The following is a 16355-nucleotide window of genomic DNA, read 5'->3' on the forward strand; positions in this document are numbered from 1 at the left end:
GACAGCCAGCGCGACATGATCGGCGAGGTGCTGACTACCAGTGAGCGCCTGCGCACAGCCGTGGGGCAGGTCGCCATGGTGGTGGACAATACTGCCGAGCGTTCCGGGCGCCAGCAGGAAATGACGGACATGGTCGCCACTGCGGTGCATGAGATGGGCCTGACCGTTCAGGAAATTGCGCAGAACGCCGGTAACGCCGCCGTCGCTTCGCAAAGCGCGCGGGACGAGGCGATGCAGGCACGGGAAGTGGTGGGCGGATCCATTCGCCACATCGAGAGCATGTCCAATGAAATTGGCCTCGCCGCTGCGGCTGTGGGTGAGCTGGCGCATGAGGTAGGTTCTATTGACCAGGTGTTGGCGGTGATTCGGGGGATTTCCGAGCAGACCAATCTACTGGCGCTCAACGCTGCGATCGAAGCGGCTCGTGCCGGCGATATGGGGCGAGGGTTTGCGGTGGTGGCCGATGAGGTGCGCACGTTGGCGCGACGCACGCAGACGTCCACCGATGAAATCCAGCAGATGATCGGTAGCCTCAAGCAGGGTGCGCAAAATGCCGTGTCTTCGATGCAGTCCGGACAAGCGGCCACTGGCACGGGCGTTGAGTCCAGTCAGCGGACGGGCGCCTCGTTGACCGCGATTACCGGCCAGGTGGAGCGGATCAGCGACATGAACCATCAGGTGGCGACGGCGACCGAAGAGCAGTCGGCGGTGACTGAGGAGATCAACCGCAACGTACAGGGGATTTCCGACCTGGCGCGGGCGACGGCGGGGGAGGTCAGGGCTTGCCGTGAGGATTGCCAGACGTTGCAGCGGTTGGCGGATGATCTGGCGCGGCAGATGGGTGGGTTCAAGCTGAGTTGAATAAGGCGGTGACTGGGTTGGCGCCATCGCGGGCAAGCCCGCTCCCACAGGGATCTGTGTTGTTCACGGATAATGTGTTCAACACACAGATCCTGTGGGAGCGGGCTTGCCCGCGATTGGATTTCAGCAGCACTACTTAGGCTTTGCTTAAAACCACTCATCCTGCATCCCAAGACAAACATCATCCCGGGCCTCAAGAATCGCCAGCTCATGGTGGCAACCCGGCACTTCCCAAGTGAGGAAATACCGCGCCGCCTGCAGCTTGCCTTTATAGAAGCCGACATCCGCCGCATTGCCCTTGGCCAACCCTTCCTCGGCGCGAATCGCCTGCTCCAGCCAGCGCCAGCCGATCACCGTGTGCCCGAACACTTTCAGGTACAGGGCCGAATTCGCCAGGCTGCTGTTGATCTTGCCTTGACCCAGGTCGGTCAGTAGGCCAATGGTCACCGTTTGCAGACGCGCTACCAGTTTCTCCAGCGGTTCGCGCAAAGGGGTTAATGATTCGTATGCATGAGCGCGCTCGGCAGTATTGGCGATCAGGCGGATCAATTGCTTGAGCCCTGCACCACTGTTCTGCGCCAGCTTGCGCCCCAGCAAATCCAGCGACTGAATACCGTGGGTGCCTTCGTGGATCGGGTTCAGACGGTTGTCGCGGTAATACTGCTCCACCGGATACTCGCGTGTGTAGCCGTGACCGCCGAGGATCTGGATCGCCAGTTCATTGGCCTTGAGGCAGAACTCCGACGGCCAGGATTTAACGATAGGTGTCAGCAGGTCCAGCAATTCATGAGCCTGCTTGCGCTCGCTTTCAACCTCAAGGGTGGTGGTGTCATCGAATAACCGCGCCGCATACAACCCGAGGTCGAACGAGCCTTCGACGTATGCCTTCTGTGTCAGCAACATGCGCTTGACGTCGGCGTGCTGAATGATCGCCACTGGTGCGGTATTCGGATCCTTGCTGTCGGGTACGCGGCCCTGGGGTCGTTCGCGCGCATATTCCAGGGAGTACAGATAGCCGGCGTAGCCGAGCATGACGGCGCCCATGCCGACGCCGATCCGCGCCTCGTTCATCATCTGGAACATGTAGCTCAAGCCCTGATGCGGTTTGCCTACCAGATAGCCCACACAGTCGCCGTTATCGCCGAAGTTAAGTGCCGTGGACGTGGTGCCGCGCCATCCCATCTTGTGGAACAAACCGGCCAGTAATACGTCATTGCGCTTGCCCAGACTGCCGTCATCGTTGACCAGGAATTTGGGCACGATGAACAGCGAAATACCCTTCACCCCGGTCGGTGCGTCCGGCATTTTGGCCAGCACCATGTGCACGATATTTTCTGACAACGGGTGATCGCCGCCCGAAATGAAGATCTTGTTGCCCTTGAGTCGATAAGTGCCGTCTGACGCAGGCTCCGCGCGGGTGCGAATATCCGACAGGGAGGAGCCAGCATGGGGTTCGGTCAGCGCCATGGTGCCAAAGAAGCGGCCGTCGATCATCGGCTGCAGGAACCGCTGCTTTTGCTCATCGGTGCCGAAGCTTTCGATCAGGTTGGCTGCACCCATGGTCAGGAATGGGTATGAGGTCGACGCTGCGTTGGCCGCCTGGAAGTGCGCGAAGCAGGCCTGGGACAGCAGCGTAGGCAATTGCATGCCACCCGCCTCGAAACTGCGCGCGGCATTGAGGAAACCGGCTTCGAGAAAGGCGTCCACTGCCGGTTTCACTTCCGGAATCAGAATCGCTTGGCCATCCTCGTAACGTGGCTCGTTCTCGTCGCCCTTGCGGTTGTGCGGCGCGAAGAATTTTTCGGCAATGCTACGGGCGGTGCCCAGGGCGGCATCGAAGGTTTCGCGATTGTGCTCGGCGAAACGCTCGCGCTGGGTCAGGCCTTCGGCATCAAGGACTTCGTACAGCTCGAAAGCCAGATTGCGGGAACTGAGCAACGTCTCGGACATGGCGGCTTACCTTTTTTGGAATGGGCCGAGTCTAGGCGTGGGGAGGGCGGGGTGAACAGGAAGATTGATGAGCGTGATGTCGAGGCCGTGCAGCAACTTTGCCAATGCCACAAACCACTGTGGGAGCGGGCTTGCCCGCGATGGCGGCGGTCCAGTCAACACGAAGGGTGACTGACACATCGCTATCGCGGGCAAGCCCGCTCCCACAGGGTTTTGCACTGAGCCGGGCAGCCATTGCAGCTGCCCGGCTGATCGGTTAACCGATCGTCATCAAACTCGCATTACCACCTGCCGCAGCAGTGTTAACGCTCAATGCCCGCTCGATCACCAGGCGCTCCAGCGCAATGTTGGTTTCGCCCTGGGACAACCCATGAACTCCAACAATTGCGCCCGCACGCTTGGCCACCTGCTGGCAGACCGCGCGCAGCTGGTCGGAATGGCCGTGATGCAGAACCGCATCAAACACCACTTCGTCCTTGCCCCAGTCGGCAACAAGCTTGATGCGCGCCTGAACGTCCTTCGGCAGACGTGCGAACACGGCCTTGGTCAATTCGGCTTCGGGCCATACCGCCGAACCACCGACTGCCAGCACGGCAGCCAGTTGGGTCAGCAGGTCGCCTTCGACTTCCGCCAGGCACAATACGTGTTCGCGCGGTAGGATGGCATAGCTGTTGCGCTCGCCGGTCGGGCCTGCCAGAACACGGGTGATTCCGCTTTGCGATTGCGCCGCGAACTGCACACACAAGGTCGCCAGGTCGGCGAACTTGTTGCTGTCGGCCCAGGTTTTCAAGGCTGTCAGCGGTTTGCTCATGGCGTCACGCAGACGAACGTCCGGTGCTGCGATAGCGTCGCCGCGAGCGAAGGATTGTTCGATCGCGTCAGTAGGACGGGTCGACAGCAGGCGGTACAGGTACAGCGGGCCACCCGCTTTCGGGCCGGTGCCCGACAGACCTTCGCCACCGAAGGGTTGAACACCCACCACCGCGCCGACAATGTTGCGGTTGACGTAGACGTTACCGGCGTTGACGTTGTCGATGACCTTGGCGATGGTCTCGTCGATGCGCGTGTGCACACCCAGGGTCAGGCCGTAGCCGGACGCATTGATCTGTCCGATCAACTGGTCTATGTCCTTGCGCTTGTAGCGCACTACGTGCAGCACCGGGCCGAAGATCTCCCGTTGCAACTCGTCGAAGCTTTCCAGCTCGATCAGCGTCGGCGTCACGAAGGTGCCGCGTTTGACTTCTTCGCTGTTGGCGATCGCCACCTGATAGACGTTGCGACCTTTGTCGCGCATGCCCTGGATGTGCTTCTCGATGCCAGCCTTGGCTTCGGCGTCGATGACCGGGCCGATGTCCACGGACAGGCGCTCCGGGTTGCCGAGACGGCATTCCGCCATGGCGCCCTTGAGCATTTCGATCACTCGGTCTGCAGAATCTTCCTGCAAGCACAGGACGCGCAGTGCCGAGCAACGTTGGCCGGCGCTATCGAACGCCGAGGACACCACGTCGATCACCACTTGTTCGGTCAGTGCTGAGGAGTCGACGATCATCGCGTTCTGGCCGCCGGTTTCGGCGATCAATGGAATCGGACGGCCCTGGGCATCCAGGCGACCTGCCACGTTGCGTTGCAGCAAGCGCGCAACTTCCGTGGAGCCGGTAAACATCACGCCTTTGACCCGATCGTCGCCGACCAGACGGGCACCAACGGTTTCGCCGCGGCCAGGCAGCAGTTGCAGGACGCCTTCGGGGATACCGGCCTCAAGCATCAGGCGCACGGCCTGGGCGGCCACCAGCGGAGTTTGCTCTGCAGGTTTGGCCAATACCGGGTTGCCGGCCGCCAGTGCTGCAGCGACCTGGCCGCTGAAGATCGCCAGCGGGAAGTTCCACGGGCTGATACAGACCACAGGACCCAGTGGGCGGTGCGCGTCGTTGGTGAAATCGTTGCGCGCCTGCACCGCGTAGTAACGCAGGAAGTCCACAGCTTCACGCACTTCGGCGATGGCGTTGGCGAAGGTCTTGCCAGCTTCGCGAGCCAGCAGGCCCATCAGCGGCTGGATTTCGCCTTCCATCAAGTCGGCGGCACGTTCCAGAATCGCCGCACGTTCGGCGGGCGGGGTGGCCTGCCAGATCGGCGCGGCGTTCAGGGCGCACTGGATCGCGTTGTCGACGTCTTCGACGGTCGCTTCCTGCACATGACCGACCACGTCACGCAGATCGGACGGGTTCAAAACCGGCGCTGGTGTTTCAGTGCTGGAGGCGCAACCAAGCATTGGCGCAGCTTTCCAGTTGTTGTGAGCGGTGGCCAGCAGGGCACAGGACAGCGAAGCCAGACGATGCTCGTTGGCCATGTCGATGCCGCTGGAGTTGGCGCGCTCGGCACCATACAGATCGCGCGGCAGCGGAATACGCGGGTGTGGCAGGCCGAAGCCGCCTTCCAGCGTAGCCATCTGCTCGATGCTGGCTACCGGATCGGCCACCAGCTCCTGAATCGAGATGGACTGGTCGGCGATGCGGTTGACGAACGAGGTGTTCGCGCCGTTTTCCAGCAGGCGACGTACCAGGTACGCCAACAGAGTTTCGTGGGTGCCGACCGGTGCATACACGCGGCACGGACGGTTCAGCTTGCCTTCGGAAACCTTGCCTACAACCTGTTCATACAGGGGTTCACCCATGCCGTGCAGGCACTGGAACTCATACTGGCCCGGGTAATAGTTCTGACCGGCAATGTGGTAAATGGCCGACAAGGTGTGGGCGTTGTGCGTGGCGAACTGCGGGTAGATGACTTCCGGTACCGACAGCAGCTTGCGTGCGCAAGCGATGTAGGAAACGTCGGTGTACACCTTGCGGGTGTAGACCGGGTAGCCTTCCAGGCCTTCAACCTGTGCGCGCTTGATTTCGCTGTCCCAGTACGCGCCTTTCACCAGACGGATCATCAGGCGATGACGGCTGCGGCGAGCCAGGTCGATCACGTAGTCGATCACGTACGGGCAACGTTTCTGGTAAGCCTGGATCACGAAGCCGATGCCATTCCAGCCAGTCAGCTGCGGCTCGAAGCACAAGCGCTCCAGCAGGTCCAGCGACAGCTCGAGGCGGTCGGCTTCTTCGGCATCGATGTTCAGGCCGATGTCGTATTGCTTGGCCAGCAAAGTCAGCGACAGCAGGCGCGGGTACAACTCTTCCATCACGCGCTCGTACTGCGCACGGCTATAGCGCGGGTGCAATGCCGACAGCTTGATGGAGATGCCCGGGCCTTCATAGATCCCACGACCGTGGGACGCTTTGCCGATCGAGTGGATGGCTTGTTCGTACGACGCCAGGTATTTCTGCGCGTCGTGCTCGGTGAGGGCGGCTTCACCGAGCATGTCGTAGGAATAGCGGAAGCCCTTGGCTTCGAACTTGCTCGCGTTGGCCAGGGCTTCAGCGATGGTTTCGCCGGTGACGAATTGCTCGCCCATCAGGCGCATAGCCATGTCGACGCCCTTGCGGATCATCGGCTCGCCGCTCTTGCCGATGATGCGGCTCAGGGATGAAGTCAGGCCCGCTTCATTATGGGTGGAGACCAGTTTGCCGGTCAGCAGCAAGCCCCAGGTGGCAGCGTTGACGAACAGTGAAGGACTGTTGCCAAGGTGCGGGTGCCAGTTGCCAGTGCTGATCTTGTCGCGGATCAGCGCGTCACGGGTGCCCTTGTCCGGGATGCGCAGCAACGCTTCGGCCAGGCACATCAGTGCCACGCCTTCCTGGGACGATAGGGAAAACTCCTGCAACAGGCCCTGAACAATGCCGGCACGGCCGCCAGCGCTCTTCTGGTTACGCAGTTTTTCAGCGATCGAGGCGGCGAGTTTATTAGTGGCTTCGGCCATGCTCGCTGGCAGGCGAGCCTGCTCGATCAGCATCGGTACGACTTCCGGCTCAGGGCGGCGGTAGGCGGCGGTGATCGAGGCGCGCAGTACGGACTGCGGCAGGATGCTTTCAGCAAACTCCAGGAAGCACTGATGGGCATGATCCAGAGGCGCATCGACGGAATCGTCGGAATCCTTGGTCAAACCGTTCAGCTCGGTCAGGGTTGCACCACCCTCGAGCTTCTCCAGGTAATTGAAGATGGCCTGCTTGATCAGCCAGTGCGGCGTGCGATCAATCGAGGTCGCGGCAGCCTTGAGGCGTTCGCGGGTCGGGTCGTCAAGTTTGACCCCAAGAGTGGTGGTAGCCATATTTTTATCCTCATGTTTGCCACAACTGCGTGGCATCAGCTGGCGGCAAGATTAGCCCTGCGCTGATCGAGGTGCAACCGGGTGCAACCCTTTTTTTGTCGGAATTACAGGCAGTTCGTCAGGAAATAAATTCCGGTACCCATGTACCGCTCCTGCTTGGTGCTTTTACTTATAGTAATGACCGGAAACTGCCCTAAAAGGGAGCAAGAAACGACATTTATCAAATAATTCCGACTAGGTGCAACTTATTCGCCAAAAACTGGTTGCACCTTATTTGCTTTGTTGAATAGCATTCGCGGCGAAGGTGCAACCGGCTCAAATGTCAGGTGTGCCGGCTGATGGCTTTCCTGGGGAAACATCAGTCATAAATGCGCGGGATCCACAATCGCCTGTCAAACGTCGTCGTTTGCGAGCGGTTAGCCAAAACCGCCGCTACATAAAAACAAAGCCAGGGCGTAACTTAATGAGCGTTAGCAATCCAACCCTGATCACTTTCGTGATCTACATCGCAGTAATGGTGCTGATTGGCTTAATGGCCTATCGCTCCACCAATAACCTTTCCGACTACATTTTGGGCGGTCGTAGCCTGGGCAGCGTGGTCACCGCATTGTCCGCCGGCGCCTCAGACATGAGCGGCTGGTTGCTGATGGGCCTGCCGGGCGCTATCTACATGTCCGGTCTGTCCGAAAGCTGGATTGCCATCGGCCTGATCGTGGGTGCCTACCTGAACTGGCTGTTCGTCGCCGGACGTCTGCGTGTGCAAACCGAGCACAACGGCGATGCGCTGACGCTGCCGGATTACTTCTCCAGCCGGTTTGAAGACAAAAGTGGTCTGCTGCGGATCATCTCGGCGGTAGTGATCCTGGTGTTCTTCACCATCTATTGCGCATCCGGCATCGTGGCGGGCGCCCGTCTGTTCGAAAGCACCTTTGGCCTGTCCTACGAGACTGCGTTGTGGGCCGGTGCTGCGGCGACGATCGCCTACACCTTCGTGGGTGGTTTCCTGGCAGTGAGCTGGACCGACACCGTGCAAGCCACGCTGATGATCTTTGCGCTGTTGCTGACCCCGATCATTCTGCTGTTGGCTTCTGGCGGCGTCGATACCACGTTCCTGGCCATCGAAGCGCAAGATCCAACCAATTTCGACATGCTGAAAAACACTACGTTCATCGGCGTGATTTCGCTGATGGGCTGGGGCCTGGGCTACTTCGGCCAGCCGCACATCCTCGCGCGTTTCATGGCGGCGGATTCGGTGAAGTCGATCGCCAAGGCGCGTCGCATTTCCATGACCTGGATGATCCTGTGCCTGGGCGGCACCGTGGCTGTCGGTTTCTTCGGCATCGCGTACTTCGCGGCGCACCCTGAAGTGGCCGGTCCCGTGACCGAAAACCCCGAGCGCGTGTTCATCGAGCTGGCGAAAATCCTGTTCAATCCATGGGTCGCCGGTGTACTGCTGTCGGCCATCCTGGCTGCTGTCATGAGCACCTTGAGCTGCCAACTGCTGGTGTGCTCGAGCGCCCTGACCGAAGACTTCTACAAGACCTTCCTGCGTAAATCCGCTTCCCAGGTCGAGCTGGTCTGGGTTGGTCGCGTCATGGTGCTGCTGGTTGCCCTGATCGCCATCGGGATGGCCGCCAACCCGGAAAACCGCGTACTGGGCCTGGTGAGCTATGCCTGGGCTGGTTTTGGTGCTGCATTTGGTCCGGTTGTGCTGATCTCCGTGATCTGGAAAGACATGACCCGCAACGGCGCACTGGCCGGTATCCTGGTCGGCGCGATCACCGTGATCGTGTGGAAACACTTCGAACTGCTGGGTCTGTACGAAATCATCCCGGGCTTCATCTTCGCCAGCCTGGCGATCTACATCGTCAGCAAGCTTGGCGCACCGACTGCAGGCATGCTGCAGCGCTTCGCCGCAGCCGAGGCAGATTTCCGCCTGAACAAGTAATCGCGATGAGCTGATGCTCTGAGCTTTTGCCGAAAACGAAACGGCCCACCTCCTCTGGAGGTGGGCCGTTTTTTTATGTCTGAAGCTCGGTCTCGCCCGCTCAGCCGCGAAGCCCTGACGTTGCGCTCGGTACAGGGTAAACTTGCCGGCCTGCGCAGGAGCAATCATGAATTATCGTCACGCCTTCCATGCCGGCAATCACGCCGACGTGTTCAAACACCTGACCTTGACCCGCCTCATCGCCCTGATGTCGCGCAAGGAGCAGCCGTTTGCCTATCTTGATACCCACGCCGGTATCGGCCTGTATGACCTGCAGGGTGATCAGGCCAGCCGAACCGGTGAGTACCTCGAAGGCATTGCGCGTCTGTGGGATCAGCCGGACTTGCCGGCATTGACCGCTGATTACATGAAGGTGCTGCACGACATGAACCCGGATGGCCAGTTGCGCTATTACCCGGGATCCCCGGAGTTGGCGCGGCGTCTGACGCGACCACAGGATAGGGTGATGCTCAACGAGAAGCATCCCGAGGATGGCCTGTTGCTCAAGGACAACATGGCCGGTGACCGGCGGGTCAAGGTGCACCTTGGCGAGGGCTGGCATGTGCCACGAGCCATGTTGCCGGTGCAGGAGAAACGTGCGGTGATGTTGATCGACCCGCCGTTCGAGCAGCTCGATGAGATGCAGCGCTGTGCGGCGTCGCTGAAAGAGGCTGTCGGTCGTATGCGCCAGACGGTGGCGGCGATCTGGTATCCGGTGAAGGACCAGCGCATGTTGCGGCGCTTCTATCAGGACCTGGCAGGAACCGGCGCGCCGAAGTTGTTGCGGGTGGAGTTGCTGGTGCATCCACTGGATACACCGAACAGCTTGAACGGCTCGGGGTTGGCTATTGCCAATCCGCCGTGGGGGCTGGAGGAGGAGTTGCGCGAATTGCTGCCGTGGTTGTCGCAGAAGCTTGGGCAGACCCAGGGTGGGTGGCAGATGGATTGGTTGATCGCCGAATAATAGCGGCGATCACGACCGTTGTAGGAGCGAGCTTGCTCGCGAGAAACCAGTGAACAACGCGGGGGGTCACGTTTCCCGCGTTATCGTTGACGACCATCGCCAGCAAGCCGGCTCCTACAATGGTGGCATCAGATCGGGCAAGTCACGCCAGTGCCGCCGATCCCGCAATACCCTTCAGGATTTTTCGCCAGGTACTGCTGGTGATACGCCTCGGCGAAGTAGACCGTCGGCGCTTCGTCGATTTCGGTGGTAATGGTGCCTTTGCCAGCTTTGGTCAACTCGGCCTGGAACACTTGCGCGCTGGCCTTGGCCGCTTCCAGTTGGGTCGGGTTGGTGGCATAGATCACCGAGCGATACTGCGTACCGATGTCGTTGCCCTGGCGCATGCCCTGGGTCGGGTTATGCAGTTCCCAGAACATTTTCAGCAGTGCTTCGTAGCTGACCTTTGCCGGCTCGTAAACCACCAGCACGACTTCGCTGTGGCCAGTCAGGCCGGAGCAGACTTCTTCGTATGTCGGGTTTGGCGTGAAGCCGCCAGCATAGCCCACTACCGTACTGACGACGCCTTCGCGCTGCCAGAATTTGCGTTCCGCACCCCAGAAGCAGCCCAAGCCGAAGATCGCGAAATCCACATCGGTGACGAACGGGCCCAGCAGCGGAGCGTCGTGGACGAAATGTTTTTCTGGCAGGGACATTGGGGTTTCGCGGCCAGGCAGAGCTTGTTCTTTAGTCGGGAGCACGTTTTTGTTTACCAGGATTTCCGAGCGCAGAACCATGATCAGTCCTCTCAGTCAGGTTGGATGTAAATAGACAGACCGCCAGTGTGCCCGAGTGTTACATCCCTGTCAGGCAATTGGTCCGCGTGGGTAGCGTTTGAGCTTGTCGATCAGCTCGCTGCCCGGAATCGGTCGATCAAACAGGTAGCCTTGGCCGACGTCGCAGCGGTGGCGGCGCAGGAAAGCCAGCTGTTCGGCGGTCTCGATGCCTTCGGCCACCACCTTGAGCTTCAGGTTGTGGGCCATCGCGATCACTGCGGAGGTGATTTCCATGTCGTCCTGGTTGTCCGGGATCTCGTGGATGAAGCTGCGATCAATCTTGATGATGTCGATCGGGAATTTTTTCAGGTAGCTCAGCGAAGAGTAGCCGGTGCCGAAGTCGTCCATGGCCAGTGTCAGGCCAAGGTGCTTGAGCTGGTCGAGTTGCAAGTGAGTGTCTTCGGTCGCTTCCAGCAGCAGGCCTTCCGTTAATTCGAGCTCCAGCAGGTTGGCCGGCAGCGCTTCTTCCTTGAGGATATTGGCGATGGACGCCACCAGGTCCGGGTCGGAGAACTGTTTGGGCGACAGGTTAATCGCCACCTGCAGGTTACCCAGGCCAGCTGCCGTCAGATCTTTGCTCATGCGGCAGGCCTGGCGCGCGATCCATTTGCCGATCGGGATGATCAGCCCGGTTTCCTCGGCGACGCTGATGAATTGGTCCGGGCGGATCATGCCCTTGTCAGGATGGTTCCAGCGCAGCAGCGCTTCCATTCCCAGCAGACGCCCGCTGCGCAGGCACAGCTTGGGCTGGTAGAACACATCCAGTTCGTTCTGGGTCAGGGCGCGACGCAGGTTGTTCTCGACGAATAGTTTGTAGCTGGCCTCGGCATTCAACGCCTCGGTGAACACCTGAACCTGATGCTTGCCGTTGGCCTTGGCCTTGTGCAGCGCCAGGCCGGCGTTGCGCATCAGCGTTTGCGGATCCCGCCCATGCAGCGGCGCGCAGGCCAGGCCGACGGAGCCGGTGACGCTGATCAACTGGTTGTCGACAAACATCGGCTTGTCTAACGTCGCCAGCAGCTGGTTGGCTACTAGCTGGCCGGTGCAGAGGTCGGTGTTGTCCAGCAGCACGGCGAACTCGTTGCTGGCAAAGCGCGCCAGGCTGCCACTGGGGCTCAAGCTGTTGCGCAGGCGGCGAGCGAGGCTGATCAACAGCTTGTCGCCAGTCTGGTGGCCAAGGCTGTCGTTGATCCGCTTGAAGTTGTCGATGTCCACCAGCAGCAGGCTGATGGGGGTATCGGTGTCGCGGGCGAAGCGTTCATCGAGGTTGCGGATGAAGGCTGGTCGATTGCCCAGATTGGTCAGGTTGTCGGTGTAGGCGAGGCGTTCGATACGCTGCTGGGCGAGTTTGGTTTGGGTGATGTCTTCATAAATGCCGATGTAATGCGTGAGCTCGCGGTTGTCGCCGTACACCTTGGAAATCGATAACTGGCCCCAGTAGGGCTCGAGGTTTTTGCGCCGGCTTTTGAACTCGCCCTGCCAGCTGTTGCTTTTGGCCAGCGCTGAAGTCGCGTCGAACAGCAGTTCACTGAGGTTTTCCAGCGCTGGCAGTTGCGACAGTTGCTGGCCGTGAACTTCCTCGGTGCTGTACTGGGTGATCGCTGTGAAGCTTGGGTTGACGTACTCCACGACGCCGTCGCAATTGACCAGCAAAAAGGCGTTCGCGCTCTGCTCTACGGCGCGCTGGAACAGGTGCAGGGCACTGGTGGCTGTGCGTCGGTTGTGATTGCTGATCACTTGGGCGAATTGGTCTGCCAGCTCGCCGGCGAAGGCTATTTCGTCCGACTGCCAGGCGCGGGCGGTGGCACTCTGCTCCAGGCACAGGACCCCAACCACCTGCCCGTCTACCCGAACGCTGGCATCGAGCATGGCGATGACATCCCGTGGCCGCAGGCATTCGACCAGCTCCCGGGTGCGCGGGTCACGCATGACGTTGTGGGCATCGATGGCGCGGCCGGTGTGCAGCGCTTGCAGATAGTCAGGGAAACCGCTGATATCGATCGGGTCTGGCAGATGATGATGCTGGCTTGCGCGGTGATAGGCGGAGATCGGTACCAGCATCGACCCTTCGAGATTCCACAAGCTGGCGCAATCGACCTCGTAGATGTCACAGGCGCTGCGGGTGATCAGTTCGGCGGCTTCCTGCAGGGAATTGATGCTGGTGTAGCGCTGACGGGTCAGCAGCAGGATCAAGTCTTGCTGCGCACGCACCCGCTCCAGGTGCATCAGCTGTTCCTGCTGGGTGCGCTGGTTGAGTTCAAGGGCGATTTGCAGGCGCGAGTTCTGGGTTTCCAGGTCCAGTGCCGCCAGCAGCGGGTTGCCATCGAACAGTTCGTCTACCACCAGTAGGTAGCCGCGCAACAGTTGTCGGTTGTGCTGTTTGAACGCTTCACCCAGTTCCAGCAGCTTCAAAGCGCCGGCGGGCGTGTGCAGTGTGTAGCGGATCAGGTAACTGGAGGCTTCTGTGAGCTGCTGTTGAATCGCGTCATGCAGTTGATGACGCGCTTGCGGCTCCATCAGGCTGGCGTAGGGCGAGCTGACCAGGGAACAGAGCTCTACCGCCGCCAGGGCAAATTGTCGTTCGCAATTGGGGTCTAGAAACAACATCGCCCAGCTGGCTTCATTCAGCCGCTCGAAACGCAGCATGCCGAGCCGAGAGGGCACAGGCAATTGCGTCACTACCTCGGCCACCATACGGCTGGCGGCATCGGGTTGGCTTTTCATGAAGGGAGACTCGCTTCGAAAGTGCTGGTCGCGCCGGGCTTGCGCCTTCTTTTCTGTTGCGTGTCGCAAGGTTGCATCATTGCGACACCGACTGACAAGAGAGATAGAGGCCAAGTGCTATAAGAATATGTCGGCACCGATTGGAAATTCTGCAGTCGTGGGCCGAAAGTATTGTTCCGGCCCGAAAGGATCACCGAGCCGAGGGCTGTGACCCTGGAATTTTCAACGCAATGGAATATCAATTCTCTGTAACAGGTTGCCTGCTCTACCGTGATAGCTGACGCGCAGGTTTGCACGGTCAATCACCAAATGTGCGAAGTTATCTTGGCTGATCACCTCGCCGACCAGATCGTGCCGATATTCGCCCGCTTCAGTCCTGGCCAATGGCTGATCGAGAATGAAGCTGCGAGTCCTGGCGTAGGGCAGCATTCTGCTGTTGCTCAGCGGCGATGACACCAGGGTGTGAATCTCGAATTCCGGGTCTTCGCTGTGGGTCAGTCGGCTGACCAGTGAGCCATGTACATCGCCGGACACAATAACGACATTCTTGATGCGGTGCTTGCGGATGGTCTCCAGCAGCCGCAGGCGTTGCTGCGGAAAACCTTTCCAGCCATCGTCGCCGTTTATGATCAGGTCGGGGTACATCATTACACTGGTGACCACTAACTTTACCCGGGCTGTACTGTTGATTAACCAGTCACTCAGGGCCAGTTCTTGCTTTTCATCAAGCATGCGTCGGTCATTAGGGGCTAAATTACGCTGTGTCCGGCAATCAATGACAAACCATTCAATATCGCCTTCGGAAAACTGATACCAATACCGGTCAGAAGCCGGATTGACCTGGCCATTATCAAGAAGATCATGAGTCGGGCTGTGACTGGCCTGATAAAGCTCGTAAGCGAACATTGCGTTGTTATATAGCTGGTCATCATGGCGACTTCGATTTGTCGGCCAATTGTTTTCGATTTCGTGATCGTCCAGGATCATGTAGGTAGGTGTGCTGGACATTACTTGGCTGATATTGGGCTGGGAAAAAGCACTGCGATACTTGGTGAGTATTTCCGCCAGCTCGCAGTCCGGGGCAACCGCATTCAAATCATCCACGTAGACTTGGTCGCCAGTCATCAAAATGGAACTGATCGGCGGATCACTTTGCTCTGCAAGTTGAGCGATAGAAGCAAAGATGCGGTCGCTCAGGTGCGGCAGGATTGGCACCCCGGCGGTTAACCGCAAGTATCGGCAGGAGCCGAAGATGTAGGCGCGGGGGCGGGTGACTTGAGTCGAGTGGGTGCGGAAACGATATATATCCCCGGGCCATTGCAGCGGTAATTCGGTCAGTGTGTCAGGGGCGTTTACCGAGCTCGAAACGGTGAACCAGCCCGCTTGATATTCATATTCGGTGTCGGCGGCCAGTTCATTGAGCGCCATGACCTGGGACATGTCTCTAGTGTGTTCGAGTTGGCAAAAAACACTGTTCATCCATGTGACATCTCCACGCTGCCTGTATCGAATGCCCGCAAATACCTGACTATGCTTCTGAAATTTTCCGCGCACAAAAATACGTGCGTGATCGGTTGTCGTGTGGCCAATAATCGGGCCTACCGTTGGTTTGAACATACTTGAGCCCATTCAGTATTGCGCTAATCAATCAAGTATTGATGTCGGTGCGCGTAGTTAAAGCCGCATCATCAAGACTATTGATTGGGCCCTAAAAAATACTGGGTAGAAATCGACTCAATTTGTGGGCGATATCAGCTACAACTGTAGGACGTCCTGGTTAAAAACTTCGGGCAAAAAAAGCCCCGCCAAATTGGCGGGGTTGAGGTACGAGCGTGGCGCTCGGAAAACGCAGAACGCAACTGGCCCTCCAGCGAGGGAGGGCCGGCCGGTGTTACAACAGAATGGTGCGGATGTCCGCGAGCAGATCACTCAGGCGCTTGGTGAAGCGTGCAGCAGCGGCGCCGTTGATCACACGGTGATCGTAGGACAGCGACAGTGGCAGCATCAGTTTCGGCTGGAAGGCTTTGCCGTCCCAGACTGGCTGGATGGTTGCCTTGGAGACTCCAAGGATCGCCACTTCCGGCGCGTTGACGATCGGCGTGAAGCCGGTGCCGCCAATGTGGCCGAGGCTGGAAATGGTGAAGCAGGCGCCCTGCATGTCGTCAGCGGTGAGCTTTTTGTCGCGGGCTTTGGCGGCCAGCGCAGCGGCTTCGGCTGCCAGTTGCAACAGGCTTTTCTGGTCGACGTTCTTGATGACCGGTACCAGCAGGCCTTCAGGGGTGTCGACTGCGAAGCCAATATTCACGTACTTCTTGCGAATGATCGCCTTGCCACTTGGAGCCAGCGAACTGTTGAAGTCCGGCAGTTCCTTGAGCAGGTGCGCGCAGGATTTGAGCAGCAGCGGCAGGATGGTCAGCTTGACGCCGGCCTTCTCTGCAACGGCTTTCTGGGCGATACGGAACGCTTCCAGGTCGGTGATATCAGCCGAATCGAACTGAGTCACGTGCGGAATGTTCAACCAGCTGCGGTGCAGGCTCGACGCGCCGATCTGCATCAGGCGAGTCATCGGCACTTCTTCGGTTTCACCGAAGCGGCTGAAGTCTACGACCGGAATCGGCGGGATGCCCGCGCCACCGGTTGCGCCGCCAGCAGCGGCCGGTGCTTCCTTGGCCTTCTGCATCATGGCCTTGACGTAAACCTGCACGTCTTCTTTGAGGATGCGACCGTGTGGGCCGCTGGCGCCAACAGCGCTCAGCTCGACACCGAATTCACGGGCCAGTTGGCGAACGGCCGGGCCTGCGTGAACCTTGGCGCCCGGCTTGGCCGGTGCTGCAGCCGGTGCCGCAG

9 protein-coding genes are annotated in these 16355 nt (G+C 59.5%); 3 read left to right on the top strand and 6 right to left on the bottom strand.

The genetic code is table 11. The features are described 5' to 3' along the window. Positions 1 to 129: 129 nt before the first annotated feature. Positions 130 to 861 carry a methyl-accepting chemotaxis protein gene (locus L9059_RS31085; protein WP_486969859.1) on the top strand — a complete coding sequence of 244 codons (732 nt, stop codon included), beginning with the start codon at positions 130 to 132 and terminating at the stop codon, positions 859 to 861. A 147-nt stretch (positions 862 to 1008) separates the two neighbouring features. On the opposite strand, the gene L9059_RS22930 is transcribed toward L9059_RS31085, so the two are convergent. Together L9059_RS22930 and putA are read right to left on the bottom strand one after the other, a co-directional pair. Beyond that, positions 1009 to 2811, bottom strand: coding sequence for an acyl-CoA dehydrogenase (locus tag L9059_RS22930; protein ID WP_247293185.1), 1803 nt, complete (start codon positions 2809 to 2811; stop codon positions 1009 to 1011). 256 nt (positions 2812 to 3067) lie between these two features. Further along, on the bottom strand, positions 3068 to 7018 hold the full coding sequence (gene putA, locus L9059_RS22935) for a trifunctional transcriptional regulator/proline dehydrogenase/L-glutamate gamma-semialdehyde dehydrogenase (RefSeq protein WP_247293186.1): 3951 nt from the start codon (positions 7016 to 7018) through the stop codon (positions 3068 to 3070). 463 nt (positions 7019 to 7481) lie between these two features. Here putA and putP point away from each other — a divergent pair, with 463 nt between their 5' ends. Then, the gene (gene putP / locus L9059_RS22940; RefSeq protein WP_247293187.1) at positions 7482 to 8966 is read left to right on the top strand and encodes a sodium/proline symporter PutP; all 1485 of its coding nucleotides are present in this window, start codon (positions 7482 to 7484) and stop codon (positions 8964 to 8966) included. Positions 8967 to 9132: 166 nt separating this feature from the next. Continuing rightward, positions 9133 to 9969 carry a 23S rRNA (adenine(2030)-N(6))-methyltransferase RlmJ gene (locus L9059_RS22945; protein ID WP_247293188.1) on the top strand — a complete coding sequence of 279 codons (837 nt, stop codon included), beginning with the start codon at positions 9133 to 9135 and terminating at the stop codon, positions 9967 to 9969. 128 nt (positions 9970 to 10097) lie between these two features. On the opposite strand, the gene msrA is transcribed toward L9059_RS22945, so the two are convergent. From msrA to L9059_RS22965, 4 genes are all read right to left on the bottom strand, one after another. Next, a complete protein-coding gene (msrA, locus tag L9059_RS22950; protein ID WP_247293189.1) occupies positions 10098 to 10745 on the bottom strand; it encodes a peptide-methionine (S)-S-oxide reductase MsrA in 648 nt (215 codons plus the stop codon). Between the two features lie 69 nt (positions 10746 to 10814). Continuing rightward, positions 10815 to 13508, bottom strand: coding sequence for a sensor domain-containing phosphodiesterase (locus L9059_RS22955; protein ID WP_247293190.1), 2694 nt, complete (start codon positions 13506 to 13508; stop codon positions 10815 to 10817). Between the two features lie 222 nt (positions 13509 to 13730). Beyond that, positions 13731 to 15125 (bottom strand): alkaline phosphatase D family protein, encoded by a 1395-nt coding sequence (locus L9059_RS22960; RefSeq protein ID WP_247293191.1) that lies wholly within the window; start codon positions 15123 to 15125, stop codon positions 13731 to 13733. A 274-nt stretch (positions 15126 to 15399) separates the two neighbouring features. After that, positions 15400 to 16355: 2-oxo acid dehydrogenase subunit E2 (locus L9059_RS22965; RefSeq protein WP_247293192.1), on the bottom strand; the 956-nt coding region annotated here is incomplete at its 5' end.

This window comes from Pseudomonas violetae (assembly GCF_023072615.1).
GTDB classification, from domain to species: Bacteria; Pseudomonadota; Gammaproteobacteria; order Pseudomonadales; family Pseudomonadaceae; genus Aquipseudomonas; species Aquipseudomonas violetae.